Annotated in this window: 25 protein-coding genes and 1 pseudogene; 7 read left to right on the top strand and 19 right to left on the bottom strand. The window is 68.7% G+C overall.

All coding sequences use genetic code 11. From position 1 onward, the window contains the following. Positions 1–128: 128 nt before the first annotated feature. The 8 genes and pseudogenes from Rai3103_RS01925 to Rai3103_RS01895 all read right to left on the bottom strand — a co-directional run bounded on the left by Rai3103_RS01925 (position 129) and on the right by Rai3103_RS01895 (position 7574). Positions 129–1520 (bottom strand): amidase family protein, encoded by a 1392-nt coding sequence (locus Rai3103_RS01925; RefSeq protein WP_153571169.1) that lies wholly within the window; start codon positions 1518–1520, stop codon positions 129–131. Positions 1521–1563: 43 nt separating this feature from the next. Next, positions 1564–2028 carry a lipocalin-like domain-containing protein gene (locus tag Rai3103_RS01920; RefSeq protein ID WP_153571168.1) on the bottom strand — a complete coding sequence of 155 codons (465 nt, stop codon included), beginning with the start codon at positions 2026–2028 and terminating at the stop codon, positions 1564–1566. A gap of 16 nt (positions 2029–2044) precedes the next feature. Then, positions 2045–3082, bottom strand: coding sequence for a VOC family protein (locus Rai3103_RS01915; RefSeq protein WP_153571167.1), 1038 nt, complete (start codon positions 3080–3082; stop codon positions 2045–2047). Between the two features lie 32 nt (positions 3083–3114). Further along, positions 3115–4482: a M20 family metallopeptidase gene (locus tag Rai3103_RS01910; protein ID WP_228489083.1), complete on the bottom strand. Its 1368-nt coding sequence runs from the start codon at positions 4480–4482 to the stop codon at positions 3115–3117. A 10-nt stretch (positions 4483–4492) separates the two neighbouring features. Continuing rightward, a complete protein-coding gene (locus Rai3103_RS01905) occupies positions 4493–5236 on the bottom strand; it encodes an FAD-binding oxidoreductase (RefSeq protein ID WP_338420089.1) in 744 nt (247 codons plus the stop codon). A 33-nt stretch (positions 5237–5269) separates the two neighbouring features. Beyond that, positions 5270–5443: pseudogene (locus Rai3103_RS18660) on the bottom strand (2Fe-2S iron-sulfur cluster-binding protein); the annotation flags it as partial. 128 nt (positions 5444–5571) lie between these two features. Further along, positions 5572–6780 (bottom strand): Rieske 2Fe-2S domain-containing protein, encoded by a 1209-nt coding sequence (locus Rai3103_RS01900; RefSeq protein ID WP_228489082.1) that lies wholly within the window; start codon positions 6778–6780, stop codon positions 5572–5574. Between the two features lie 227 nt (positions 6781–7007). Next, the gene (locus tag Rai3103_RS01895) at positions 7008–7574 is read right to left on the bottom strand and encodes a winged helix DNA-binding protein (RefSeq protein WP_153571165.1); all 567 of its coding nucleotides are present in this window, start codon (positions 7572–7574) and stop codon (positions 7008–7010) included. A gap of 266 nt (positions 7575–7840) precedes the next feature. Between Rai3103_RS01895 and Rai3103_RS01890 the strand changes: the two genes are divergently transcribed. Then, the gene (locus Rai3103_RS01890; protein WP_228489081.1) at positions 7841–9286 is read left to right on the top strand and encodes a nitronate monooxygenase; all 1446 of its coding nucleotides are present in this window, start codon (positions 7841–7843) and stop codon (positions 9284–9286) included. A gap of 44 nt (positions 9287–9330) precedes the next feature. On the opposite strand, the gene Rai3103_RS01885 is transcribed toward Rai3103_RS01890, so the two are convergent. From Rai3103_RS01885 to Rai3103_RS01875, 3 genes are read right to left on the bottom strand one after another with little or no spacing between them, the layout of a single operon-like run. Continuing rightward, the gene (locus Rai3103_RS01885; RefSeq protein ID WP_153571164.1) at positions 9331–10188 is read right to left on the bottom strand and encodes a PRD domain-containing protein; all 858 of its coding nucleotides are present in this window, start codon (positions 10186–10188) and stop codon (positions 9331–9333) included. A 14-nt stretch (positions 10189–10202) separates the two neighbouring features. Further along, the gene (locus Rai3103_RS01880; protein WP_153571163.1) at positions 10203–11663 is read right to left on the bottom strand and encodes a glycoside hydrolase family 1 protein; all 1461 of its coding nucleotides are present in this window, start codon (positions 11661–11663) and stop codon (positions 10203–10205) included. Continuing rightward, on the bottom strand, positions 11647–13608 hold the full coding sequence (locus Rai3103_RS01875; protein ID WP_228489080.1) for a beta-glucoside-specific PTS transporter subunit IIABC: 1962 nt from the start codon (positions 13606–13608) through the stop codon (positions 11647–11649). The genes Rai3103_RS01880 and Rai3103_RS01875 overlap by 17 nt, the downstream gene beginning before the upstream one ends. Positions 13609–13837: 229 nt before the next feature. Here Rai3103_RS01875 and Rai3103_RS01870 point away from each other — a divergent pair, with 229 nt between their 5' ends. The 3 genes from Rai3103_RS01870 to Rai3103_RS01860 are packed head-to-tail and all read left to right on the top strand — an operon-like array spanning position 13838 to position 15508. Further along, the gene (locus Rai3103_RS01870) at positions 13838–14458 is read left to right on the top strand and encodes a dihydrofolate reductase family protein (RefSeq protein ID WP_153571162.1); all 621 of its coding nucleotides are present in this window, start codon (positions 13838–13840) and stop codon (positions 14456–14458) included. Positions 14459–14482: 24 nt separating this feature from the next. Next, a complete protein-coding gene (locus tag Rai3103_RS01865) occupies positions 14483–15028 on the top strand; it encodes a DUF1697 domain-containing protein (RefSeq protein ID WP_153571161.1) in 546 nt (181 codons plus the stop codon). A gap of 39 nt (positions 15029–15067) precedes the next feature. Further along, entirely contained in the window at positions 15068–15508 is a 441-nt protein-coding gene (locus Rai3103_RS01860; RefSeq protein WP_153571160.1) for a VOC family protein, read from the top strand. Between the two features lie 4 nt (positions 15509–15512). Here Rai3103_RS01860 and Rai3103_RS01855 read toward each other — a convergent pair whose 3' ends face one another. The 4 genes from Rai3103_RS01855 to Rai3103_RS01840 form a co-directional block, all read right to left on the bottom strand. After that, positions 15513–16343 carry a class I SAM-dependent methyltransferase gene (locus Rai3103_RS01855; RefSeq protein ID WP_153571159.1) on the bottom strand — a complete coding sequence of 277 codons (831 nt, stop codon included), beginning with the start codon at positions 16341–16343 and terminating at the stop codon, positions 15513–15515. A 289-nt stretch (positions 16344–16632) separates the two neighbouring features. Then, positions 16633–19323 carry a PEP/pyruvate-binding domain-containing protein gene (locus Rai3103_RS01850; protein WP_153571158.1) on the bottom strand — a complete coding sequence of 897 codons (2691 nt, stop codon included), beginning with the start codon at positions 19321–19323 and terminating at the stop codon, positions 16633–16635. Between the two features lie 91 nt (positions 19324–19414). Then, a complete protein-coding gene (locus tag Rai3103_RS01845; protein ID WP_153571157.1) occupies positions 19415–19690 on the bottom strand; it encodes a DUF2277 domain-containing protein in 276 nt (91 codons plus the stop codon). Between the two features lie 16 nt (positions 19691–19706). Beyond that, on the bottom strand, positions 19707–20579 hold the full coding sequence (locus Rai3103_RS01840; protein ID WP_153571156.1) for an alpha/beta fold hydrolase: 873 nt from the start codon (positions 20577–20579) through the stop codon (positions 19707–19709). Between the two features lie 287 nt (positions 20580–20866). Here Rai3103_RS01840 and Rai3103_RS01835 point away from each other — a divergent pair, with 287 nt between their 5' ends. The 3 genes from Rai3103_RS01835 (at position 20867) to Rai3103_RS19165 (ending at position 22772) form a co-directional block, all read left to right on the top strand. After that, the gene (locus Rai3103_RS01835) at positions 20867–21616 is read left to right on the top strand and encodes a hypothetical protein (protein ID WP_153571155.1); all 750 of its coding nucleotides are present in this window, start codon (positions 20867–20869) and stop codon (positions 21614–21616) included. A gap of 149 nt (positions 21617–21765) precedes the next feature. Continuing rightward, positions 21766–22629 (top strand): hypothetical protein, encoded by an 864-nt coding sequence (locus tag Rai3103_RS01830; RefSeq protein WP_194793226.1) that lies wholly within the window; start codon positions 21766–21768, stop codon positions 22627–22629. Next, positions 22626–22772 (top strand): hypothetical protein, encoded by a 147-nt coding sequence (locus Rai3103_RS19165; RefSeq protein WP_479685345.1) that lies wholly within the window; start codon positions 22626–22628, stop codon positions 22770–22772. The genes Rai3103_RS01830 and Rai3103_RS19165 overlap by 4 nt, the downstream gene beginning before the upstream one ends. A gap of 13 nt (positions 22773–22785) precedes the next feature. On the opposite strand, the gene Rai3103_RS01825 is transcribed toward Rai3103_RS19165, so the two are convergent. From Rai3103_RS01825 to Rai3103_RS01810, 4 genes are all read right to left on the bottom strand, one after another. Then, positions 22786–22932: a DUF2277 family protein gene (locus Rai3103_RS01825; protein WP_153571153.1), complete on the bottom strand. Its 147-nt coding sequence runs from the start codon at positions 22930–22932 to the stop codon at positions 22786–22788. A gap of 67 nt (positions 22933–22999) precedes the next feature. Next, complete coding sequence (locus tag Rai3103_RS01820; RefSeq protein WP_153571152.1) at positions 23000–23425, bottom strand: SRPBCC family protein; 426 nt, start codon at positions 23423–23425, stop codon at positions 23000–23002. A gap of 132 nt (positions 23426–23557) precedes the next feature. Further along, on the bottom strand, positions 23558–24667 hold the full coding sequence (locus Rai3103_RS01815) for a YihY/virulence factor BrkB family protein (RefSeq protein WP_153571151.1): 1110 nt from the start codon (positions 24665–24667) through the stop codon (positions 23558–23560). A gap of 75 nt (positions 24668–24742) precedes the next feature. Then, positions 24743–25033: a lipocalin-like domain-containing protein gene (locus tag Rai3103_RS01810; RefSeq protein ID WP_228489079.1), complete on the bottom strand. Its 291-nt coding sequence runs from the start codon at positions 25031–25033 to the stop codon at positions 24743–24745. Between the last annotated feature and the right edge of the window lie 67 nt (positions 25034–25100).

Below are 25100 nucleotides of genomic sequence, written 5' to 3'. Positions count from 1 at the left end.
TGGCAGGCGCCGTACATGGACGCGACCGTCGGCCGTGATGCCAGCAATCGCTGCGCCCGGGGGTGCGAGCTGACTGACTGTCAGATCGCACCCCCGCGTTGCGGGTGGGCCCGCCGAGGGCGAATGACTCAGATCAGCGGATGCAGCGCCTCGCCGATCGCCAGCAGTCGCTCATCGGTCCCGATGCCGCCCTCGATCGTGACGGCGATCGGCAGCGTCCCCTCCTGCCTGGACAGTGGGAGGGTCAGCTGCGGCGCGCCGGCCAGGCCGCCCGGAGCGACGTTGCGGGTCGCCGTGGGGAACATGTCCCGCCGCGTGCCGTTGTGCATGATCGTGTCATCGCTGCCCAGCAGCGGCGGCAGGTTCGGCGTCGTGGGATAGAGGATGGCGTCCAGGTCGTGCTCGGCGAATGTCTGCTGGTAGAGGCGGCGCAGCCTGTTGCGGACGCCGGCGTCCGCCTCGTACTGCTCGGCACTGATGGGCTGATCGCGCATCAGGCGCAGCATCGCGGTGACGTCGGGGGAGGCCGTCTGCTCGGCGATCTGTGCCAGCGTCAGCCCTCGGTAGGCCTCCTCGGCCTCGTTCAGGTAGGCGCGCAGGTTGATCGGGGTCTCGTAGAAGACCATCGAGAAGCCGGCAGAGGCCAGCTCCATCGCGTCTGGGACACCGGTCTCGACGAACCGCACGCCTTCCGCACGGAGCGCAGCGAGCGCCTCGTCGACCGCGGCGGCGACCTGCGGGTCCAGGTCATCGAAGAACTCGGTCGGGATGCCGATGGTCAGTCCGCGCGGCCCTGTCTCCGTCGGAAGGACCGAGGTACGGGTGATCACCCCGTCGACGGTCCGTACGTCGGTGACGGTGTTCGCATGGATGCCGATGGCGTCGCGGGTCCAGGTCAGGTGCACCATCCCGTCGCCGGCGTAGCGCCCGGTCGAGGGTCGGAAGCCGACGACGCCGCAGTAGCCCGACGGCGTGGTGACCGAGGCGCCGGTGTCGGTGCCGAGGGCGAACGGCACGGTGCCGGCGGCGACGGCCGCGGCCGAGCCGCCGCTGGAGCCGCCGGAGACCCGCTCGGGATCGTACGGATTGCGGGCCGGGCCGAAGCGGCCGTTGTTGGAGGTGAGCCCGAAGGCGAGCTCGTGCATGTTCGCCTTACCGATGGCGACCGCGCCCTCGTCGCGCAGGGCGCGGACGACCGAGGCGTCGATCCTCGGGTAGTGGCCCTCCAGGGCGGGGGTCCCGGCGGTGGTAGGCAGCCCGCGCACATCCACGTTGTCCTTCACCGCGTACGGCACGCAGGCCAGTTCGCCCTCCTCGGCCAGCTCCAACCCGTCGACGGGGAGCACCGAGATGTACGTGTTGAGCGCCTCGGTGGCCCGACGGGCCGCGGCCAGCGATTCGACGGCCAGTTCCTTGCGCTCGCCGATCGGCAGGTCGAGCCAGTCCTGGATCGTCCGGCGGGTGGGCGAGCTGGTGATGGATGGGGTGGTGATGGATGGGGTGGTGATGGTCTCGGTCATGGCAGTTCCTTCGATCAGGGTGGCGGTCGGCGACGCAAGGGGGTCAGAGGGGACGCCAGTCGAGGATCACGGTGCGGGCCTCGGACGTGCCCTCCTCCATCCGGCCGGAGAGGGTCATCGTTTCGCCGTCCCAGCTGACCGTGCGGCGCAGGGACTTGCCGACGAAGTTGGGGTAGACGCTCATGTCGACGTGGTGGACGACCTCGTCGCCTTGTAGCTCGTACGTTCCCGCGTAGCACATGGAGGTGGTGTAGGCCATCGCCTTCTCGGCGTCGTCGGCGTCCCACTGGCCGCCGGTGACGAAGTTCGGCCTGTCGGCGCTGGTGGCGATCTCGTACATCCGCCCGTCGCGGTAGGCGATCAGGCCCTGCGGGTTCTCGCCCATCGGGTACTGCAAGCGGCCGTCGTCATACTCCTGGCGCCAGTCGACGAGTCGCCAGGTGATGGCGAACTCCTCGGGCGTGATGGGCCGGGTGATCGTGTGTTGGGTGATCGTGTGCTGGGTCATGGGTGGTGCCTTTCGGTCAGCCGACGCGGGTGCGCCGCGTGGCGGGGATCCAGGTGTCCTGGTGGATGACGTCGTAGCCGCCCGGTCGTACGTGCACCGGGTAGGAGAGCCCGTCGGCGGCGGCGCGGATGCGCATCTCGCGCGCCGTGGCGCGCAGGTCGGGCGGGAGCCAGGACCGTTCGTGGCCCCACAGGCTGGGGCCTTCGGTCAGCTCGTACGGTGACCAGGTGTCGACGTCGATCCACCGGCCGCCCCAGCCGTACTCGAGCATGAAGGGGGAAGGAGTACGGGCGTAGAAGGACAGCATGTGGTCGTTGGAGTGCCGGCCGATCGTGACGCCGATGCCTTCCTCCGTGCCCTCGGCCAGGTCGAGCCCGGCGCCGACGTCGTCGAGGTGGGCGACCTCGACCATGACGTGGTGCACGCCGGGTGCCTTCGCCGCCACGATGGCGAGAGTGTGGTGGCGCGGGTTGAGGTGGAAGAAGTACGCCTCGAACGGCCGCAGCTGGTAGTCGGAAAGCCGGAAGCCCAGCACCTCCTGGTAGAAGCGGATCATCGGCTGCGCGTCGGCGGCGAGCAGCACCACGTGGCCCAGGCCGAGGACGCCGGTGCGAAAGCCGCCCATCGTCCGGCCGGGGGAGAAGGGCCGGTCGGCCACCTCGGGGCCGTGGAAGACCTCGATCCGGTTGCCCTCGGGGTCGCGGAACCAGATCCCGCGGGTGATCCGTCGGTGGTCGCGGGTCGGTGCGTCCAGCTCGAGGTGCGGCACCTGCTGCTCATCGAGCCGGCGGGCGACCTGCTCCAGCGCCTCGGCGTCGGAGACCTCGAAGCCGTAGAAGCCGCGCCCGCCGTCGTCGGAGACCAGGAAGCGCTGCGAGCGATCGTCCATCCGCAGCGCCAGGCTGCGGCGGCCGGACTCGACCGGCTGCATGCCGGCGACGTCGCGGCCGAAGGTGGTCCAGTCGTCCAGCCGGTCAGAGGAGACCCCGACGTAACCGAGGGAGTCGAGCAGCAACTCGGATCGGTCAGCGACCGGAAGGGCGTGGTCAGGCATGGTGGTCCCTTCAGGGGTCGTGGGGTGGCTGCTCACGGCACCAGGCCGCCGTCCAGCGACGGGACCGTGTCGGCCAGGCCGAGCTCGGCCCGGGTGCGGGTGAGCGTGTCGATCACGGCGTACGCGATGGCGCGCACACCCTGCATCACGTCCTCGACCGACGCGACGCCCATGCCGCCCAGACCCTCGTTCAGCTCCGCCGGTGCCGAGGCCGGCGGCCAGGGGTAGCCGACCCGGGCGGTCGGGATGCCGAGCCGGCGGATCATCGCGCCGTCGGTCTGCCCGGCCTGGTACGGGGTCTCCGTGTACGGCTCGCCCGAGACCTGTTCCCAGCCGCGCTGGGCGGACTGGATGATCCAGTTGTCGTAGTCCGTCATGCCGCCGGGCAGGCTGCCGTACATGTCCCAGTCGACCTCGATGTCGCGATGGCGATGGCGCAGGCCCTCGATGAACTCCGCGAACTGGGCCCGCACCTCGGCCGGTGACGTACGCGGGTTGATCCGCAGGTCCAGGAAGATCTCCGTGGTGGCCGACGGGAAGGCGGGCTTGTCGGGGTCACCGGAGCGTACGGCCGCGATCCACGCCTCCGGAAGGATCGTGCCGGCCGTGTTGCGCTCGGTGTACTGCGGCAGCCACGCCTCGATCTCCTCGATGACCGTGGCAGCCGGGACGATCGAGGACCGGAAACCCGGCGTGCCGCGGGTGATGCCGGCGTAGCCGAACGTCCCCCGGACGCTGACCCGGATCCACGCCATACCCGGCTCCTCGGGATAGACCCCGGGGCGTGGCTTGAGCAGCAGGCAGTAGTCCGGGTAGAGGCCGCGCATGAGCAGTTGGTAGATGCCGGTGCTCATGCCGACGTGGTCGCGCTGGGAGTTCAGCCACGGCATCCCGCCGCCGGCGAAGCCGATCGACAGGTCGCCGAGCAGCTCGATGCCGGCGTCCTTGATGGCGTGCACGACCTCGACCAGGCCGGCCACCATGACCTTGGGGTTGGAGGCGCCCAGCCCGATGACCAGGCCGTCCTCGACCCGGGCCTGCGGCACCATGTCGGCTCGCAGCCCCGGCCCTACGGCCGGGACGTCGCGCTCGGGCTCGATGTGGGTGTCAATGGGGCAGTACAGCAGCAGGTTCGCGCCGGTGCCGCTGCCGGGCACGACGCCGTAGACGTTGCCGGTCGCCTCGGAGATCGGCATGTAGTGGGCGTCGATGCCGACCTGTTCGGCCAGGTGCAGGGCGGTGAACTCGGAGATCTCGCGCTCGGCGCCGGTCGGGCTGTGGATGTCGACCAGGTCGACCAGCAGCCGCTGCATCCGGTCGCAGTCCAGCCGGGCCACGACCGCGTCGTACATCGCCTGGCGCCGGTCGTCGAGGGGGAGGGGATGGGTGGTGACGCGCACGGGGGTCCTCTCAGTTGTCGCTGGGCAGGAACTGCTCGGCGCGGATGTCGTGTGCCGCCAACCCGTAGCCGCCCAGCGTCTCCTGCGCGGCACGGATCATCGGCGGGGGACCGCACAGGTAGGCGACGGCGTCCGGCGCGACGTCCTTGGACGACAGCACCGCCAACGGAGTGCCGGATGGGAGGTCCTCGCGGCCCGTGTTGTCCATCAGGACCGTACGGACCTGCAGCGTCGGCATGAAGGACGCGCGAGCCGCCAGCTCCTCCTCGTGGAAGAGCTCCGCCTCACGGTTGCATCCGAAGACCAACAGGACCGGCGGCGCGGGGACGACCGTACGGAGCCGGTCGAGCATCGACAGCATCGGGGCGAGCCCGGTGCCGCCGGCCATCAGGATGGTCGGCCGCGGGGCGGGCTCGAGTACGAAGCCGCCCAGGGGTCCCTCCACCTCCAGCGTCTCCCCGACCCGGGCCCGATCCCGCAGGTAGTCCGACATCAGTCCGGAGGGCAGGATGCGGATCAGGAAGGTCAGCCGGAACCGCTCGTGCTCGCCGGAGGCCATCGAGTAGCTGCGCCATTGCTCTGTGCCGGGCACCTTGATCCGGCAGTACTGCCCGGCGGTGAAGCCGAACTTCATCGACTTGGGGACCTTCAGCTCCACCTCGACGACGGTGTCGGCGACCCAGGTGAGGCGCGCGATCCTGGCCTGGAACAGCACCGGAGGGTTGGCCTCCAGGAGGGTGGACGGGTAGTCCATCTCGAACGACGAGTCGCAGAGGGCACGGGACTGGCACAGCAGCCGCTGGCCCGCCGCGACCTCGTCCTTGGTCAGCACGCTGATCTGCCCGGACGGCATCTCGGCGGCCCCGTCGACCAGGGTCGCGGCACAGGTGCTGCAGGTGCCGACCTTGCACTGGCTGACCAGTTCGTAGCCGGCCCGCTGGGCGGCGGCCAGGATCGGCTCGTCGGGGCGGTGTCGAACTCCCGCACCTGTCCGTCGGTGAACCGGAGCGAGACGTGCCGGGTGTCCACGGCCTGGGTGGTCTGCACGGTCATCGCCGTGCCCTCTGCGATCGTCATGTCAGCGTCCCCTCAGTCCTCGTCGAGGTACGGCGACTGGAAGAAGCCACGTCCGTGGGTCGCGGCCTGCTTGCGCCAGGCGACCACGGAGTAGTCCATGTCGGAGAGCACCTCGTTGTTCCAGCCGTCGAAGCGCTGGTAGTGCTCCTCGGTGGCCTCGCGGGCGAAGACGTCGTTGTTGTTGAAGTCGAGCAGGCCCAGCGGCTTGTAGAAGTTCTCGTACTTGAAGTCGAACTCCTTGCGTTCCGCCTCGGTGGTGGCGGTGTCGGCGATCACCTCGAAGTACATGTGGTGGTGGTCGTCGATCGGGACGTAGAACTCGTACTGGGTGATGCCCGGGATCGGCCAGTTCTCCACCATCAGCGTCGCCGGCAGCCAGCAGCTGACCCGGAACGGCTCGTACATGGTGCCGCCGCGCGCCTTGATGTCGACCATCGGGTTCTCGAAGACAGGCTGGTAGTTCTCCGGCAGGTCGTAGCGGTTCATCACGCCCTTGGGGCCGTCCTCGATGTCGATGGACTCGGTGGCGTCGTCCTTCAGCGCCTTCATGCCCAGCGGCATCGCCCGGTCCAGGGCCACGACGATCTTGTTGTCCCAGTGGACCAGCAGGTGGCCCGGGTCGAGGCCGTTCTCGGCGGCCAGTCGCCAGTTGCCGTAGAGCTTGCGGCGCATGCCCTTGGTGATGATGTTCGGGTTGCGGAAGTGCGGGGTCTTCTTGTCGGTGACCAGCATCGGCAGGTCGGAGTCCAGCGGCGGGGGCGTGTAGTCCTCCTCGCCGACGAAGACGAAGATCAGGCCCGCCAGGTCCTCGGACGGATAGGTGCGTACGCCGACCGTGCCGATCAGCTTGTCGTCGGGGGAGCCGACGATGGTGTCCAGGTTTCCGGACTCGGCGTTGTAGGTGTAGCCGTGGTACCAGCAGGTCACGGTCTTGTTGGCGAAGCACATCGGCTTGGCCGACAGCTTCACGCCGCGGTGCAGGCACCGGTCGGCGATCGCGTGGACCTGGCCGTCCTCGTCGCGGGTGATGGCGATGTCGTGGCCGCCGATGGTGACGCCGACGACTCCGTTGACCTCGACCTCATCGCTGAAGCAGGCCGGGTACCAGTGGTTCGCGAAGCCCCAGTCCGCCTGGACGTACGGGCCGTACTGGCGGGCGACGCGTGCAGAGTTGCCGATCGCCGTGTTCGTGGTGGTGCTCTCAGAGCCGGTGATGGTCACGTGGACCTCCTCTTCGTGAGTGGCGCCGTTGCCCCTCGCTTGACGACAACTGTGTCCTGGGCCACACCGAAAGTCAATAGAGATTTCTGTAAAAATCTCTTGGATCTCTCGGCTACTCTCGGCTGAGACATGGGCCCGGCCGCCCGCACCAACGGACAGGCCCCGCAGGTCACAATGACCTGCGGGGCCTGGGCTGCTCGGGGACCGGTCTCCTCCGGACGGGAGGGTCAGTCGAAGATGCCGTGCGGGTTGAGGATGGCCGCGCTGCGCGCCGAGGACTCGTACAGCACCGTGAGTCGCGTCAGGCGCCGGGAGATGCCCTCGAGGGTCTCCCCGGAGATCTCGTCGGGGGCCATCTGGTCGACCAGGAGTCGGGAGCGCAGGACGGCGTACCGGTCGGTCCAGTCCGTGCCGGCCTTCGTTGTCTCGTAGTGGGCCGAGACGCCCGAGCGCGTCTTCTTCACCAGGCCGACCGACGCGAGTTTGCGCAGGGTGTATTGCACGTTGGGGAGGTCGTCGCGGTTGACGAACCGCGCGATAGTGGTGGCATCCTTCGGCCGCTCGTACATCCGGATGACGTGCAGGATCGTGATCTCGTTGTACGACAGCTCGGGCTCCCCGATCAGCTGGGAGATCTGTTCGACGTAGCGCTCGAAGGCGGCGCTGGCCGCCATCAGGGCGAACTCGACGTTGGCCAGGTCGGCTTCGGGTGGGGTGCGGCCGAGATGCCAGGTGGCTGAGGGCGTGGCGTTGTCGTCACGCGCCGGACGGTTGGCGTCACTCGAGCTGGACATGCTGTCAGTCTTTCAGAACTCACCGGTCAGGGGTCGGGGGCTGTACGGGGAAGCTAACGGTGATTGATTCTCGATTGATATTACATGCATCGCGGCACGTGGTGAACGGTGCAGTCTGCATCACACCCCAGCGCTGACCGTCCGTCGACCAGGCCTGCGGAGTGAGATCTCGTCACCTCGGCCCGACGTGGGTGATGGCTCGCCAGGGATTCGGGATCGTCGGCAACTTACGTTACCGTAGGTATATTCCGATCCTTGGAGACCTCGTGACACCCCCCACTCGACCCATCATCATCCAGGGCGGCATGGGGATCGCCGTGTCCTCCTGGCGCTTGGCGCGGGAGGTGTCCCGGCGTGGACATCTGGGCGTGGTCTCCGGCACCGCCCTGGACGGGGTCCTGGCCCGAAGGCTCCAGGACGGCGACCCGGGCGGACACCTGCGGCGCGCGCTCGAGGCGTTCCCGTCGCCCGCGATGGCCCAACGGGTCCTCGACCGCTATTTCCTCGAGGGAGGCCGCCCCGAGGGCCGGCCGTACCGTCCGCATTCGAGGTTGACCATCTCCCCGAGCCGCGAGGCCATCGAACTCAGCCTCGTCGGCAACTTCGCCGAGGTCTGGCTGGCCAAGGAGGGGCATGACGGACTCGTCGGCATCAACTTGCTGGAGAAGGTCCAGACGGCCACCGCCTCGGCCACCCTGGGCGCGATGCTCGCGGGTGTCGACTACGTGCTGATGGGAGCCGGGGTACCTCGCGAGACGCCGAGGCTGCTGAACGACTTCGCCGCCGGTCGGGCCGGACACCTGACCATCGAGGTGACCGGAGCCACCCGGGTCCACCGCGCCTCGCTCGACCCGGTCACCTACCTCGGCGACGACCTGCCGCCGCTCAAGCGCCCGGCGTGCCTGGCGATCGTGTCCCTGCACGTGCTGGCCAGCTACCTGGCCCGCGATGAGGAGATCCGTCCGGACGGATTCGTCGTCGAGGGGCCGCGGGCCGGCGGTCACAGTGCGCCGCCGCGCGGCAGGATGAGTCTCGACGCCCTCGGCGACCCGGTCTATGGGGCCAAGGACGAAGCAGACCTGGCGAAGGTCGCCCAGACCGGCCTCCCGTTCTGGCTCGCCGGCGGTTGCAGCACCCCCGAGAGGGTCGCCGAAGCGCTCGCGGTGGGAGCGGCCGGAGTGCAGGTGGGCTCCCTGTTCGCGCTGGCTGCCGAGTCAGGTCTGCGTCCGGACCTTCGTCAGCAGCTCTTGGACGACCTGGCGGACGACACCCTGTCCGTACGCAACGACCCCTTGGCCTCACCCACCGGCTTCCCGTTCAAGGTGGCGCCGGTCGAGGGGACGCTGTCGCAACCCGACGTCTACGGTGCGCGCGAGCGGATCTGTGACCTCGGCTACCTGCGGGTCCCTGCCGAACGACCCGATGGGTCGGTGGTCTACCGGTGCCCCGCCGACCGGGTGGACATGTACGTGAAGAAGGGCGGCCAGGAGGGCGACACCGTGGGACGCAAGTGCCTGTGCAACGCCCTGTTCGCGGACGTCGGGCTGGGCCAGTTGCGCAAGGACGGTTACGCCGAACCGGCGGCGGTCACCTTGGGCCAGGACCTCGAGGGCGCCAAGGTGCTGCAGCGCCTGCATCCGGACGGCTGGACGACCGGCGAGGCGCTGGACTGGTTGCTGACGGGCGTGGGGGGCGCCTCTGGTGACAGGTAAGGCGCGCACGAGCGACCGTTATCAGCCGCCCACTCTCTCCGATCTCACCCGGCTGTCGTCTTGCTGAGGAGACGCTGGATGTGGAGACCGAGGTAACCGACTTCTTCGTCGGGCAATTCGAGGCCGTACTGGGTCTGCACGTGCCGGCGCATCTGATGGGCAGTCTCGATGGCCTCGGGGTACTTCGTACGGATCTGGTCGTACAGGAAGCCTTCGTCGGAATCGAGAAGTCGGCCCGTGAACAGCCTGTCGGCGAAGAACTGGAGGTGGACGACGAATCGCCGCTGGTCGAGGTCGGTGGGTGCGAGCGAGCGCCCCGAGCGGTAGGAGACGATCGCGACCAGTTCGGAGATGAGGGTCGCGGCTCTGAGGGCATCGAAGGCCGAGTGAGGGTCGTTTCTCGCGTTGACCAGGTGGAAGGCGATGTTCGTCGCCTCGTCCTCGGGGAGGTCGAGGCCGAGTCGTTCGTTGACGGTTCGCAGGACTTCGGTGCCGACACGATATTCGTCGGGGTAGTAGGTGCGCATCTCCCAGGTCAGACGGTTGACCACCCTCATGCCCTGCTTGTGGCGCTCGGCCGCGAAGTGCAGGTGGTCGGTCAGCGCGAGCAGCAGGTGTGGGTGCAGTTCCACCTGGAGGGCCGCCTGCGCGGCCGCGATGATGTCCCTGGCGAGGAGGACGTACGCGGCCGAGATCGAGCCCAGGAGGTCGACGAGCGCCCGGGAGTCGGGGTCGTCGACCGGGAGGAACACCCGGTCGACGACCTCCTTGTCGATCATCTCGCCGGTCTTGCGTCCGTAACCGATGCCGCGTCCGAGCAGGATGGACTCTCGGCCGGCGTCATCGCTGACGAGGACGACGCTGGAGTTGAGCACCTTGGTGATGCGTTGCGGTTGTGGCATGTCCGTGGTCCGGCTCAGGAGCTGGCGAGGTCTCGGCCGTTGCTGGCGATGACCCCTTGCAGCCACGTGAAGGAGTCCTTCCTCGACCGCTCGAGAGTGCCGTTGCCGAGGTCGTCCTGGTCGACGTAGATGAATCCGTAGCGCTTGGACATCTGGGATGAGGAGGCACTGACGAGATCGATGGGAGCCCAGCAAGTGTAGCCCATCAGGTCCACTCCGGCCTCGATCGCCAAGGCCATCTGCTCGAAGTGGGCCCGGAAGTAATCCACGCGGTAGGGATCGTGGATCGTCCCGTCCGGCTGGACGACGTCGGCGTACCCGAGCCCGTTCTCCACGATGAACAGGGGCTTGCGGTAACGGTCATAGAGCTCGATGAGCGAGATGCGCAGACCCACCGGGTCGATCTGCCAGCCCCATTCGCTGCTGGGTAGATACGGGTTCTTCACTCCGACGATCGTGTTACCCGGCGTGCGCTCCGCGTCCGGATCCACCGACTCGGTCGCCGACTGGTAGTAACTGAACGAGACGAAGTCCACCGTGTTGTCCTTGAGGACCTCGCGGTCCCCGTCCTGCCAGGGGATCTGGATCCCGCGGCGCTTCAGTGACGCCAGTTCGATGGCCGGGTACTCCCCGAACGCCTGGACGTCGGCGAAGAAGTGGTTGTGCAGGTTCTTGGCCAGCGTCGCTGCCACATCGTCCGGGTGGCAGGTGCGGGGGTAGGTGGTCAGCTTGGTGAGCATGCACCCCATCTGCCCGCCCGGGACGAGCTCGCGCAGCGCACCGGTGGCGAGCGCGGACGCCACGAACTGGTGGTGCGCGGCGCGATAGCACGCCGCCTCCAGACCATCCGGGCACAACTCGGCGATCAGCCCGCCTGACGTGAACGGATGGCGCATCACGGAGTCGATCTCGTTGAAGCTCAGCCACAGTTCCACGAGGTCGCCGTACTCGCTGAAACAGGTCTTCGCGAATCGTACGAACAGCTCGATCACCTGCCGGTCCGCCCAGCCGTTCAACCGGGTGGCGAGCTCGAGCGGCATCTCGTAGTGGGAGAGCGTGACCAGGGGCTTGATCCCACGGTCGCGCATGCCCTCGAACAGGTGCCGGTAGAAGCGGACACCCGCGGGATTCGGTTCGCGTTCGAATCCGGTGGGGTACAACCGGCTCCAGGCGATGGAGACCCGCAGCACTGTGAAGCCGAGCTCCGCGAAGAGGTCCAGATCTGCGGGCCAGCGGTGGTAGAAGTCGATGCCGCGCCGCTTCGGGTAGTACGTGGTGTCGCTGGTCGCCATTGCTTCGGCGATGCCGGCCAACGTCACGGCGTGGTGGGCCGCGTACTCGGTGTTGGAAAGGGCGGGCCGATACATGGCGACGTCCGCGACGGAGGGACCGCGCCCATCGACATCCCAGGCACCTTCGCACTGGTTGGCGGCGATGGCGCCGCCCCACAGGAATGCGTCAGGAAACGACGGCATCGGAGGACCCCTTCTTCTCGACGTGGAACAGCGGGTCGCCATGCTTGGTCATCATCCCGGTCGTCAACCCCGAGATGTCGAACTTCCTGGCGTTGGTCACGACCAGTGGCGTGGTGGTGTCGTAGCCGGCCGCCTCGATCGCGGCGAGGTCAGCCGACAGCAGCAACTGCCCGGCGTCGACGCGATCGTCCTTGCTGACGTGCATCGTGAAATGCTTGCCGCCCAGTCGTACGGTGTCCAGACCGACATGGAGGAGTAGTTCGACCCCGTCGTCCGAGGTCAGGCCAATGGCGTGGTGAGTGTCGAACAGCATGGTCACACGGCCTGCGATCGGGCTGCGGAACTCACCGGATGCGGGGCGAAGGGCGAATCCCTGGCCGACGACTCCGCCGGCGAAGACCTTGTCGGGCACGTCGGACAGGGCAACGACCTCGCCGTCGACAGGGCTGAGCACATCACCCGGCGCGACGTCCTTGAGCGGGGCGGCGCCGCGGGCCCGGAGCGTCACTGAAACCGCGTCGTTCCAGAGGAACAGGGAGACGACGAAGGCGGTGGCGAAGGCGATGCCTGCGCCGACGATCGCATTGACGATGTTCCGCGGGTCATCCGCGTTGATGAACATCGACATGCTGGCCAGGCCCGGGCCGACGGCCACGTAGGAGGACACGTGGGTGACTCCGAGCCACGTCGCACCTGCCGCGGCGCCGGAGAGGACGCTCCACAGGGCGCGCTTGTTCTGGATCGTGATGCCGTAGAGGGACGGTTCGGTGATGCCGAACAAGGCCGAGATCCCGGCCGAGACGGCGGTCGACCGCATCTCGGTGTCCTTCGTTCGAAGGGCCACGCCGAAGCTCGAACCCGCCTCGGCGATGTTGTGGGCGAGAGAGGCCGGGTTGTACAACATCTCGGACTTGGCGGTGCTGAGCTGGTTCACGACGTAGGGGATGAAGGCCTTGTGCATGCCGATCGAGATGATGAACGGCAGGGCAACCGCAAGGAGCGGGAACGCGACCCAGCCGAGGGTGTGGTAGATCCAGAGCACCCCTTGGGTGAAGTACGTGCCGGCCCAGAAGCCGAGCGGGCCCAGGAACAGCAGCGTTGCCGGGACGGTGATCAGCAGCGCCACCATGGGGACGAAGAAGATCCGGATCGGCTTGGGGGTGACCTTCGTCAGGACTCGCTCCAGGGTCGCCAGCAGCAGCACGCAGAGAATGGCTGGGAATACCTGCGAGGAATAGGTGATGTTGGGAATCGGAATCCCGAACACCGAGGTGCCCTTGGCAATCGCTGCCGTCATCGACGGAAGCACCATGACGGACGCCGCTGCCATGGCGACCAGCCGATTGGAGTTCAGCTTCATGGCTGTGGTGACGGCGACCATCAGCGGCAGGTAGAAGAACACCGCATCACTGATCGCGACAAGCGACGTGAAGGTGGGGTCCGTCTTGGACAGGCCGAACATCGTCGCCAGCAGCATCAACGACTTCAGGACGCCGGCTCCCGCAATGGCCGGGATGAGCGGCTGGAACACGCCGACGATGAAGTCCAGCACCTGCGCACCCCAGCGCGGCTTGGCTGCGGACTTGTCCGTCGGGCCGGACGCCGGGCGCCCGCCGGTGCCCAGGATCCTGTCGAGTGCCTCGTGCACCTCAACAACGTCGTTGCCGACAACCACCTGGGGCTGGTCACCGACGACTCCCATCACTCCCGGCACAGCCGTGAGGCGCGGACGGTCCGCCTTGCTCGTGTCGGCGAGCGTGAAGCGCAAGCGGGTCGAACAATGCTCGACATGGGTGATGTTCCCCTTGCCACCGACGGCGGCGAGGATCTCTGTGGCGGTTTTCGTGTAATCCATGGTGGGACCTCCTTTGGTCGCACGGACGCGGCCGTTTCCGGGCAACAAAAAAAGGACCTGAGGGAAACACCACGTGTGTGGTGCAACCATCAGATCCTGCCCGCATTACCGGTCACATGTCTGCGAATGCTGAAGTAAGCGTCGCATCCGAGGGAGGAGATGTCAACCTGCGCTGATCGTCGCGTTCCTGAACTGCGACGGGTCGAACGTCCGTCGGAGCCTTGACAAGCCACCGTGCTGCTTGGACGGTGGTGGTGCCTGGGTAGCCATCCTCGGATGCGCTGCCCTGCCGCGTGACCCCCTCTGGAAGGAGCCGGCCATGGCCGGACGCATCACGATCGACCTGTTCACCACTCTCGACGGCGTCGCGCAGGCGCCGGGAGGCCCCGACGAGGACACCTCGAGCGGCTTCCCGTACGGCGGCTGGCAGGCGCCACTGATTGACGAGACCGTCGGCAGGGTGATCGGCGAAGGCATCGACGCCATGGACGCACTGGTGCTCGGCCGCCGGACGTACGACATTTTCGCTGCCTACTGGCCTCAGCACACCGAGGGCGACGAGGAGGGCGCGATCGGCCGCAAGTTCGACCAGATCCCGAAGTACGTCGCCTCGCGCGGCACGCCCGTCCTCGACTGGCCCGGCACGACACAGCTTGGACCGGATGCCGCCGCCGCGGTCGCTGCCCTGCGTGATCGGCACGAGGACATCCACGTGATCGGCAGCGTCGACCTGGTCCACACGCTGCTGAGTGCGGAGGCGTACGACGTGCTGGCGCTGTGGGTCTATCCGATCGTGATCGGGCAGGGCAAGAAGGTGTTCCCCGACGGTGCGTCGCCCGCGACCCTCCGCCTTCTCGCCCCACCGATCGCGTCCGAGAACGGGGCGGTGCTGCTGCGCTATGGGCCGGCGGGTCCCCTGCGCACCGGCGACATGACCTGACCGATCGGTCGTACGCTCACCGTCATGTACCGCTACGTCGCGCTGCTGCGGGGGATCGCGCCGAGTCTGCCGAACATGACCAACGACAAGCTGCGGGGCGTGTTCGAGTCGCTCCGGTTCGAGCAGGTGGGCTCGGTGCTGGCCAGCGGCAACATCGTCTTCCGGACGAGCGCCTCCGACGTGCCGGCGCTCGAGCAGCGGATCCAGCAAGCGCTCAACGATCGGCTCGGCATCGCCGGCGTGACGATCATCCGCGAGCACGCCGAACTGCGTACGCTGCTCGACAGCGATCCTTTTCCCGGGCTGACGCACGGCCGGGGCACCTACCTGACGGCGACGTTCCTCAAGGACGGTGCCATGGCACCGGAGCGACTCCCGGAACAGGCCGACCCGCAGGCACGGATCGTGGCGTACGACCGGGCGGCGCGCGCATTCCTGGCCGTCGGCGACAACAGCACCCCCGGCACGACCCCCGACTTCATGAGCTGGCTGGACCGGACCTATGGCAAGGACATCACCACCCGCACCTGGCTGACCGTGCAACGCATCGTGAAGAAGCTCGAGGCCTGAGCTTCCCGAGCCCGAGAGGGTCATGCAAGCATGGGGGCCGTGGGCGCCATTCTTCGCTTCGATCATGTCGGGATCACGGTGGCGGATCTCGACAGCACCGTGGAGTTCTTCGTCGGACTGGGCCTGGAGATCGAGGGCCGGACGTTCGTCGAGGGCGAGTTCATCGACACGGTGATCGGTATCCCCAGCTCGCGGACCGAGATCGTGATGCTGCGACCGCCCGGGGGCGGCACCTCGCTGGAACTGTCGAGCTTCTCCCGACCGGATCACCTGCCCGGCTCGCCCGCCGCACCGGCCAACGAGCTGGGCCTGCGCAGCGTGGCCTTCGAGGTGGAGGATCTGCCGGCGACCGTCCAGTGGGCGCAGGGGCGCGGTTACGGGCTGGTCGGGGGGATCGGCGAGTACGAGGGCGTCTGGTCCATGGCCTACGTCCGTGGCCCCGAGGGCATCATCGTGGCGCTCGCCCAGCGCCTCGACTGAGAGCTCAGACCGCCCGCCCCGTGGTGTAGCGCACCTGCTGGGTCAGGTGGAGCTGTCCGTCCGGGCCGCGGTCGGCTTCGAGGACCTCGCCGATCCGGGCCAGGAGGTCGTCCTGTTCGGCTGCGGGCACCACGTCCCAGAACTGGCGCAGGCCCAGGCTCATCGACCACTGTCGCCAGGCCCGAACATCCGGCAGGACGATCTCGAGGGGTTCGTCATGGCTCTCGACGTCGACCAGGCCGCAGCCGGAAAGCAGAGACGTCATGGTCTCGATGGTCGTGAAGGGTGGGCGGGACGCATTGGTCCGGGGGTCCGGGATGTCCGGGGCGTACGCGACCAGCAGCAGCTCGGCGGCCCGCCACGCGGCATCCTGACCGCCGAAGGTCGTCAGTCCTATCCGCCCGCCCGGGCGGAGGAGCTCGGCCCAGTCCGCCAGCGTCGCCTCGGGCGTCGGGTCGAAGAACAGCACCATCGAGGCGGTGACCAGGTCGTACGAGGAGGCGCCTAGCTGGTTGGGGCCGGCAGTGCCCTGGCGGATCTCGAGATTCGTCACCCCCCGCTGTGCCGCGTCTGCGGTGAGGTGGGAGACCATGGCGGGGGAGAGATCCACGGCCGTCACGCGGCCTGTCGGGCCGACCGCCTCGCACAGCGGGAACGTGACGGCTCCGCGTCCGGCCCCGATGTCGAGGACATGCTCGCCGGCAGTCGGCTGGATCAGCTCGACGAGCCGGGCGCCCATCGGGGTGAACCAGGGCACCGGCCCCTGGTCGTAGACCGGGGCGAGGGTGTCGAAGAGCCCCGCTACGCGGGCGCGGGCTTCCGCAGGGGTCGGCATGGGTTCATCGTGACGGTTCGAGCCGTGGGGGTCCAGCCCTTCGACCCGTGGCTCAGGTTGGTACCTCAACCAGGGACGTCATAGGGCAGTCCTATGGAACCGTTGCAGGACATGCTCGGTCGGCTGGCTCGGGTTTGTCACGGGGACGCCGGGGGGCGGGCGAGCCCCCGCCCCACGCAGTGAAGCGGGCACCCCGCACCTTCCGAGGTTCTGGAAGGTTCAGCGTAACGCGGGTTGACGCTCTGGATACGTGACCCCAGGCTCGGGGGCCTGTTGATGGTCGCTCGACTCACCGCTGTCGCCGCGATCTGACCACCAGGGCCCCGATCACCGTCACCCCGATCGCCGCCACTGTCGCGGCGACCATCGGCGTCCTTGACCGACGCGTGTCCGGCTGCGGCGCTGAAGCCCCCTCCAGCAGCACGTGGCCGGCGATTCCGTCCACGGTGATCAGATCGCCGGTGGCGATGCGCTTGGTGGCCGCTCCGGTGCCGAGGACGGCCGGGATGCCGAACTCGCGCGCCACGATCGACCCATGGCTCAGCACGCCGCCGACGTCGGTCACCACGGCCGCGGCCTGGGCGAAGAGCGGCGTGTACGCGGGGGTGGTGATCGAGGCCACCAGGATCTCGCCGGGCACGAACGACGCGAAGTCCGCCGGCCCCTTCAGCACCCGGGCGTGACCGGTGACGCGGCCACCCGAGCCGGTGGTGCCCTTGAGGACCGGCCCTTCTTCCTGTTCGCGGGCGGGCAGGAAGCTCTCCCACGCCTTCATCGCGCGGCTCTCCGGCAGGTACTGCGGCGGAGTGGCCAGCGCCTGCCCGCGCCAGGTGGCCCGGCGGGTGGCGATCGCCTCGACGCGACGCGGCAGGGTCTCGCCGGCGTCCGCGCGGATGCCGAGGTCGACCAGTTCGGCGAGGGTGAGCCAGAAGACGTCGTCCGGCACTGCCAGGGCACCCGCCTCCATCAACCGTCGCCCGGCCTCGCGTACGAGGAGCCGGATGACCGGCCAGGCGAGCCCCATCGCGGCGAGCGCGTCCTCCCGGACCGGTGCCCAGTGTTGGGCGGAGGTCAGGCTGCGGCGAGCGAGGGCCCCACGGACCGGATCGAGGCGTCGGAACAGCTCCCGGGTGAGGCGTTCGCGTTCGTCCGCATGCCGCTGCTGGCGCTCGAACGGGTCCGTCGCCGTGCCGCCCAACTGGTAGCGCAGGGCCTGCAGGACCGGTGTCGGGTCGTCGGCCGGGACCGGGTTCATGATGTCGAGGTTGTACGTGGTGTGCCCGTACGCGGCCAGATGCCCGTCCAGCCGCGTACGCCACTGCGACCACACGTCGGCGTCGATCCCGGCCGGGGGAGTAGTGCCCAGCGGATCCGTCTCCGGGGCGAGCAGTGCCGCCGTGAGCGCGGCGTCCTCACGGCACCACGCGGCGAGCGTGGCCAGTGACTTCTCCACCGTCATGGGGGTGGAGTCGAAGCCGAGCAGGTAGTCGGTTGCGGCGGCGTCGCCGGGACGGCGCAGCGCGCGGTCGTAGAGGCCCGTCCAGGTCATCTCGGCCATGGACGCGACGGGAATGATGGTCTGCACCGTCGTGTAGTACAGACAGCCGGCGTCGACCAGTTCCTGGGCGCCGCGGACCAGTTCGGCGGCGGGAAGGGCGGCCGGATCACGGTCGGCCCAGGCAGCGACGGCGTGCCGGTAGCGCGGCAGCTCCCGATCGCGCCACCGGTTGAGGACGAATCCCTTCTCACCGATCACCCGCATCAGCGCCGGGCTGAGCGACATCATCGCCCCGAAGGCGCGGCGGCTGTAGTCGTAGAAGGCGTACCCGTTGATGGTCGGGAAATCGACGTCGAGTTCGGCGACGCGCGGCGACAGTTCGCCGAGCAGGCTGCTGAGCCCCCGGGGGACCGCGGTCCGGACGAGGTCGGCGAACAGCGGGCTGAGCGGGTCGGGCATCTGTTCGACGATGCTCGCCCGGAAGTAGAGGCTGCCGTGGCGGGGGACCGGCCACTCGCTCGGCACGTCGCCGGTCGGTTCGGGCAGCGCGGTGATCGGGCGGGCCTGCACCAGCTGGAAGGTCCCGTCGTGCAGCACCCATTCGATGTCCTGCGGAACGCCGAAGTGCTCGGCGACTCGGGTTCCCAGGGCGGCGAGCTCCCGCGACTGGCCGTCGGTGAGGGTCTGTTCGTGGCGACGTGCGGTGGGGGTGGCGACCTCGTCCGAACCGGCGTCGGTCTGCACGGTCATCACCTGCTTGTCGCCGACCCGGACGGTCACCTTGGGGCCGTCTGCGCCGTCTGCGCCGTCTGCGCCATTGCGGACTACGTACTCGTCGGGCTCCACGCGTCCGCCGACGACCGACTCGCCGAGCCCCCAGGCAGCGGTGATGACGGTCTCGTCGCGGCGTCCGGTGGCGGGGTTGGCGGTGAACAGGACACCGGACACGTCCGCCGGGACGAGTCGCTGGACGACGACGGCGATGCTGAGCGGGCCCTGGTCATCGCCGGAACGGTGGGCGCGGTAGGCCACTGCCCGCGGCGTCCACAGCGACGCCCAACAGCGGCGGACCGCGGCCAGGACCTCGTCCGCGCCGCTGATGTTGAGGTAGGTCTCCTGCTGGCCCGCGAAGCTCGCGCCGGGCAGGTCCTCGGCGGTGGCGGAGGAGCGTACGGCCACTGAACCTTGGCCGAGCGCGGCATACGCGGTGGTGATCGCCGCGGCCAGCTCCGGCGGGAGCGTGGCGTCGTCGAACAGGGCGGCGATCGCGGCGGTGTCGCCCGTCCCGGCGAGGGCAGCTGCGCGGTCGGTGAGGTCGTTGTCGGCGACGAAGCTGTCGTACGCCTCGGTGGTGATGACGAACCCGTCGGGGACGGGAAACCCGGCCCGCATCAGTTCGCCCAGATTGGCCCCCTTGCCGCCGGCCGAGGCGATCGATCCGGCATCGGCGAGGGGAGTGACGTACGCATCCTGTCCGGACATGGGTTGAGCGTAGTCCCGGGTCGGCCCGTGGGGCCCGGGGTTACGCGGGGCCTGGGGTCAGGCGGGGCCTGGGGTCAGGCGGGGCCCGGGGTCAGGCCGGGATGCCGAAACGCTGGCGGCCCCGCTCCTTGGCCTTCTCGGCCTCGACTTCACGGTTCTTCGGCGGCGCGGTGGTCACCAGCGCATCGAGGAGCCGTTGGGTGGCCTCGGCGATCTCGTCGACGGCGCGGTCGAACGCTTCCTCATTGGCGTGCGAGGGCTTCGTCGACCCGCTGACCTTGCGGACGAACTGGATGGCCGCGGCCCGGACCTCGTCGTCGGTGGCCGGCGGCTCGAAGTTGTGGAGCTGGTGGATGTTGCGGCACATGGCCCCAGGATAGGTGTCAGGCGGTGTCGAGGACCTCGTGAAGTTTCGCGGCGAAGGCCTCGGGCTCCCCGCCCTGGCCGTGCTCGCCGCCCAGGAATCCGCCGTGGTGGCTGGGGAAGATCGTCAGCGGTAGACCCAGCATTTCGGCGAGGGCGGCCGCCGTACGTCCGGTCAGGGTGTCGGCGGACTGGACGCCGGCGGCGATGACCAGGCGGGTGGGTGCCGATCGGAGGGCGTTGATGTCCGGCCGGTAGCGGGTCACGGGGTTGGAGACACCGGACAGCAGCGGGTCGTCGCGCCGGCCGTCGTCGTCGGCAGGCATGCCGAACGAGGCGGGGTCGGGAGCAGGCTGGGCGGCGTACGCGTCGGTGAACTCGCCTCGCCACATGCTCATCGCGATGAAGTGCGTCATGCCGGCGCCGAAGCCCTTGGCGTGGTAGGTCTGCTGGAACGCCTGCTCCGCCGCGAAGGCGCGGTCGGCATCGGGGAGCACGGTCAGCAGCGGGGGCTCGTGGGCGACCAGGGTGGCGACATCGTCGGGGTGCGCAGTGACCAGGGCCAGACCAGTGACCGCCCCGCCGCTGCTGGCGAACACCTCGACCGCTCCCGAGCCGAGGGCGCCGATGAGGGCATGCAGATCTTCGGCCTGTACGACGGGGTCGTTCTCCGTGTGCCCGTCGTCGCGTGTGCTGCGTCCCAGGCCGCGCGGGTCGTAGGTGACCACGGTCCGCTCCGGGAAGTGCGACGCGAGGGTGGCGAACCCAGCGGCCCCCATCGGTTGGCCGATCATCAGCAGCGGAGGGCGGCTGGTCGTCGGCAGCGCGCCGCGGACGTCGTAGGTGAGCGTGGCGCCCGGCACCCGCAGGGTGCGCGTCGAGATCTCTGACATGTCGGTCTCCTGCCTCGAGGGGAGGTGGTGCGGTCTCCATCATGGACGCCATGTCGCGGTGGTCGCCAGACTGCATCGAGCCCGAGGCGCACGACGTGATGCGTGGCCGAGCGGTTGGGACCGTCCACGGCGGTCGAGCAGTCAGGATGATCAGTTGCGGCGCAGAATCAGCACTCTGGTGGCCCGTTCGCGGGAAGCGTATGTTGTTTCTGAGAACGAATACCTCTCCGGTAAGTCTTCGCAGCGCGAGGATGTGGAGGTCCGCGATGACTTCACGTGGATGTGGTGTGACTCTGGTCACTCTCATGGCCGTTCTCGCCATGGTGCTGACGGGATGCGCGCAGCGCGGCCCCTCCGCGGGTCCGGCCGGGCAGGACGCCTCGACGTCAGCGCCGACCCCGTCCTCGCCCTCCAGTGGTGGGCAGTCCGCGAGCCCCAGCGCCACAAGCTCGGGTGTCGGGGGATCCACCGCGCCGGACGGCCCTCAAGATCCCAAGCAGTCGCGTGTCCGCACCGGGCCGGTGGCGTCCTTCGGCGGCCCGGCGTACGGGGATCAGGGCGTCGAGGTGACCGGGAAGGGCACGTGGTGCGACACGATCGCCGTCTTCTGGGGCGGAGACATCCCCGCGGGTGTCACCTTCCGCTTTGACAAGGCGGTCACCAAACCGTCCACCGGACTTGGCGTCCAGCCGGGCGTCTGCGGGACCAAGGGCGCCGACCGTACGTGCCTCGGCCTCACCTTCAGGTCCAGTGACAAGGACGCTGTCTTCTGCAGCATGGTCCTTCGGCCGACATCCGGCTTCAAGGACGGCACCACGATCACGTTCGTGGGCACCCTCACCTGCCCCACGGCCGCCGTGTGCAACCAGGTGGCGGCCCGCAAGGTCACTCCCGGTCCGCCCATCGTCGTGACGACACCGTCGGACGACTCGACAGGCACGGGGGATGGGTCCGCGGGGAGTCCGTCCGCGGGGAGTCGGTCCACGAGCGGCTCGTCCGGTGCCTCGTCCATCGGCAGTGCGACAACCGGGGGGTGACCATGCCTGATCGCTCGTCCCTCCCGGCTTCCCCCTCCGACGCCGACGACGTGTCCGCAACAGGCCCCGTGCCCGACACGGCCGCAGTGTCCGCAAGGGAGGCGGAGCCGACGCCTGATGGCGCCGGGCAGGGGCCGGGGTTCGAACGGGTGATGGGGTTCATCACGTCGTTCGTCGCGCCGCTCACCCTGATCACCTCGCTGCTGTTCTACTTCGGGTACGTGTCCTCGCGGGAGTACTTCCGCTACTTCGGGGTGGACGTCGACCTGCTGGGGCTCAGCCCGCGCGAGTTCGTCATGCGCAGCCCGGGTGCGTTGTTCGTGCCGGTGATGATCCTGCTGCTGCTCGCGGCCGCGCTCAGCATGGCGCACCGGCTGCTGCGTCGCCGTCTCCGCTCCGCCGCCGCGCCTCGGCAGCACCGGGTCGTCACCGTGATCGGCGTGGCGGGGGCGATCCTTCTCCTGGCGGGCCTGACCCTGGCCTTCCTCTTCCCCGTGCTGGGGACATGGCCGTTCTACCCGTTCGTCACGCCGCTCGTCCTCGCCGTGGGAGCCGGACTGGCCGCGTACGCTGCCGCGATCGCTCGCACGCTCAGCGGGGCGCGGGAGGGCCGCACCCTCGTGGTGCTGCTGGTCCTGGTGCTCGTCGCCGGAACGTTCTGGACGGCAGCCACCGTTGCGCAATGGTGGGGCCTCGGACAGGCACGGGCCCTCGCGGCCGACTTCTCGACACTGCCGGCTGTGGTCCTCGACACGCAGGAGCGACTGTCGCCCGGGAACAACGCGATCAGCCTGCAGCAACTGCCCGTCGACGACCCTGCCCAGGGTGGGTCGGCCACGACCACGAAGTATCACTATCGGTACTTCGGGCTGCGCCTCCTGGTCTACGGCGGCGGTCGCCTGTACCTGGTCCCCGACAACTGGTCGCCTGATGCGTCGACGATCGTGGTCCCGTACGACGACAGCGTGCGGCTGCGGTTTCGCTTCGCGCCGGACATCAACTCGCCCCGCTGACATCCTTCGCTCACTCGGCGACTGGCGGCGCGCGGTGGACGAGGACATCTGAACTCGGCCGCGGCCTCGGCGCCCTCCTCGTGGTCCGTCCCGACCAGTACGTCTCACAGGTCTTGCCGCTGGACGCGCCTACGAGGAGCTAGTTCTTCAGCAGCTTCATGACGCCGCAGAACTGAGCGGAACCGCCGGAGCGTGATGGAGGGCCCCGCTGACCTTCCGGACGAACCGGATGGCCGCGGCACGCACCCCGTCCTCGGTGGTCGGCGGCTCGGAGATGTGGAGTTGGGGGATGTTGCGGCACATGGCTCGGTCCGGTTGGCCATACCTTCTGTGGCATATCCGCGCCGGAGTCTCGGCGAACCAGCCGGCATCAAGCCTGCGCGGTGTCGCGGAACCCGTCCAGCATGGCGTCCCAGTTCTGCTTGAACTGGTCCGCCTCCTCCTTCGAGTGAGCGCCGGACTGGACGAGTGTCAGCGTCGTGGTGTCGCCGTCACCGGACAGCTTCCAATCCAACCGGTGGTAGTTCTCGGGCTTGTCCTCGGCCCCGGACAGGCCGCTGAAATGGGTGTGGACAAGGCGCTTGTTCTCCTCGACCTCGACCACCTCGCCCTTGTCGGTGTACGTCTTGCCTTGGTACTCACCGGTCCAGGTGACGGATGCACCCTTCGTCCAGGTGCTCGACACGGTGGTCCCCAGCATCCACTTCGAGACCAGCACGGGGTCGGTGAGAGTGGCCCAGACCCGGTCGGCAGGCGCGTGGATGGTGCGCCTCACCGTGACATCGAAATTGCTCATAGGTCCTTCTCCGATTCAAGCGGTCGGACTTCCGTTGATCGAACCAACGTAGGTCAGCCAACGTTCTGTCACCAGCCCCGGACGAGCTCCCTACCGCCCGGTCAGTAGTCGACGGACGTCCGTGAGGACTGCCTACCGTCGGTGGACCCGTTGCTCAGTGCGGGAGAGGCGCCGCTCGCGACCTGTCGACGCCAGCCGATCTCGGGACTCCTGCATCTTCGCGACCCGGACGGTACTTCGTGGGGGCAGTTGGATGTGCTCCTCCGCTGCGATCCCGCTGACCAGCTCGCGGGCGCGCTCCACCTCTGCGTCCACCTCGGCGCCCACCAGCAGCACGGTGTTGACCAGCCAGAGGGCGAACACCAAGCCGATCACCGCGCCGATGGCGCCGTACAGGCTGTAGCGGGCGAACCGGGTCAAGTAGGTCCACAGCAGAAGGCCGGCGACCGCTATGCCCAGGACGGCGATCACTGAGCCGGGACTGATCCAGGTGAACCTCGGACGCCGGACGTTGGGGGTGAAGTAGTAGAGCAGGGTCACGAGCGTGGTCATCAGCGCGAGAACGACCACCCACTTCGCCCAGGCCCAGACAGGCAGGAAGGTCGTCAGCAGGAAGTCGAGCAGCCTGCCCAGCCCCAGCGGCTCGGCGATCGGACCCAGCAGCCCGGAGACGATGGGTTGGTTCAGGGCGAGCGAGACGAGGATGAGGACGACGCCGGCCAGCATGGCCAGCGAGACCAGCAGCATCGTGCCGGTGTGCCGGAGCAGGCCACGCCCCTCCTCGCGGCCATACATGGTGTTCATGCACCGGGAGAATGCCGTGACGTAGCCGAACGAGGACCACAGCCCGGTGGCGACGGCGATGGTCAGGGCGATCGCGCTGCCGCTCGCCGAGCCCGTGATCATGGTGACGAGGTCCGCAACCGGGCGCTGGTAGTCGACCGGCACGTAGAGCGTCGTCAGGTCCGCCACCAGCGAGGTCAGCGTGGCGGCCTTGCTGGTCAGGATCAGGGAGACGACGGAAAAGATCGCCAGCAGGACGGGGGCCAGCGAGAGCACGGTGAAATGCGTCAGCATGGCCGACAGGTCGATACCGCTGGCCGCCGAGAACTCCTTCAGGGCACGCTTCAGCGCGTACGCCCAATCGGAAGGTTCGAGCCTGGGCGGGCGACCGGGCTTGGCGCCGGCCGCCGGCGCGCCGGAGGCCTCCGGAGTCGTGTCGACCGGCTCGTGGGATGACACGTGGCGTCCTCTCGTCCGGGTCGGTTCAGTGCTGGCGCGGGACCGCGCGCCGCCAGGTGAGGTAGGAGGTGACCATCACGCCGCCGGAGCGCATCGGATGTGCGGTGGAGAGCTTGAGTGTGTCGACCTGGCCGGTGCTTCGGCCCGCACCTCCTCGTCGGTGGCGTCGAACCAGTCGCCGGAGGCGAAGGCGGGGCGTCCGGGCGTCATCAGTTGGGCGGACATGTAGCCGTCCGGGGTGTACAGGATGATCCCCTGGGGATGCTCGCCCATCGGGTAGCGGTCGGCGCCGCCGTCGACGGGGCGCTCGACGTGGGACACGAGCTTCCACGCACCGATCAGCTGGTCACGCAATGACTCGGTCATGATGCTCCTGATGTTCTGGGTCCCTGTGCTGTCGATGATGGACTCCATGCACGTTCGGGTCCACCGA

It is taken from the genome of Raineyella fluvialis (assembly GCF_009646095.1).
In the GTDB taxonomy this organism is placed as follows: domain Bacteria; phylum Actinomycetota; class Actinomycetes; order Propionibacteriales; family Propionibacteriaceae; genus Raineyella; species Raineyella fluvialis.
The sequence above is the reverse complement of the archived record's forward strand: the minus strand, read 5'-3'. Positions and strand labels throughout refer to the sequence as shown.

What these genes read in the sequence shown, in the direction of transcription:
- Rai3103_RS01925 (WP_153571169.1), bottom strand. Translation starts at nt 1,520, where the DNA reads ATGACCGAGACCATCACCACCCCATCCATCACCACCCCATCCATCACC.
- Rai3103_RS01920 (WP_153571168.1), bottom strand. Translation starts at nt 2,028, where the DNA reads ATGACCCAGCACACGATCACCCAACACACGATCACCCGGCCCATCACG.
- Rai3103_RS01915 (WP_153571167.1), bottom strand. Translation starts at nt 3,082, where the DNA reads ATGCCTGACCACGCCCTTCCGGTCGCTGACCGATCCGAGTTGCTGCTC.
- Rai3103_RS01905 (WP_338420089.1), bottom strand. Translation starts at nt 5,236, where the DNA reads ATGGACTACCCGTCCACCCTCCTGGAGGCCAACCCTCCGGTGCTGTTC.
- Rai3103_RS01895 (WP_153571165.1), bottom strand. Translation starts at nt 7,574, where the DNA reads ATGTCCAGCTCGAGTGACGCCAACCGTCCGGCGCGTGACGACAACGCC.
- Rai3103_RS01885 (WP_153571164.1), bottom strand. Translation starts at nt 10,188, where the DNA reads ATGCCACAACCGCAACGCATCACCAAGGTGCTCAACTCCAGCGTCGTC.
- Rai3103_RS01880 (WP_153571163.1), bottom strand. Translation starts at nt 11,663, where the DNA reads ATGCCGTCGTTTCCTGACGCATTCCTGTGGGGCGGCGCCATCGCCGCC.
- Rai3103_RS01875 (WP_228489080.1), bottom strand. Translation starts at nt 13,608, where the DNA reads ATGGTTGCACCACACACGTGGTGTTTCCCTCAGGTCCTTTTTTTGTTG.
- Rai3103_RS01870 (WP_153571162.1), top strand. Translation starts at nt 13,838, where the DNA reads ATGGCCGGACGCATCACGATCGACCTGTTCACCACTCTCGACGGCGTC.
- Rai3103_RS01865 (WP_153571161.1), top strand. Translation starts at nt 14,483, where the DNA reads ATGTACCGCTACGTCGCGCTGCTGCGGGGGATCGCGCCGAGTCTGCCG.
- Rai3103_RS01855 (WP_153571159.1), bottom strand. Translation starts at nt 16,343, where the DNA reads ATGCCGACCCCTGCGGAAGCCCGCGCCCGCGTAGCGGGGCTCTTCGAC.
- Rai3103_RS01850 (WP_153571158.1), bottom strand. Translation starts at nt 19,323, where the DNA reads ATGTCCGGACAGGATGCGTACGTCACTCCCCTCGCCGATGCCGGATCG.
- Rai3103_RS01845 (WP_153571157.1), bottom strand. Translation starts at nt 19,690, where the DNA reads ATGTGCCGCAACATCCACCAGCTCCACAACTTCGAGCCGCCGGCCACC.
- Rai3103_RS01840 (WP_153571156.1), bottom strand. Translation starts at nt 20,579, where the DNA reads ATGTCAGAGATCTCGACGCGCACCCTGCGGGTGCCGGGCGCCACGCTC.
- Rai3103_RS01825 (WP_153571153.1), bottom strand. Translation starts at nt 22,932, where the DNA reads ATGTGCCGCAACATCCCCCAACTCCACATCTCCGAGCCGCCGACCACC.
- Rai3103_RS01820 (WP_153571152.1), bottom strand. Translation starts at nt 23,425, where the DNA reads ATGAGCAATTTCGATGTCACGGTGAGGCGCACCATCCACGCGCCTGCC.
- Rai3103_RS01810 (WP_228489079.1), bottom strand. Translation starts at nt 25,033, where the DNA reads ATGACCGAGTCATTGCGTGACCAGCTGATCGGTGCGTGGAAGCTCGTG.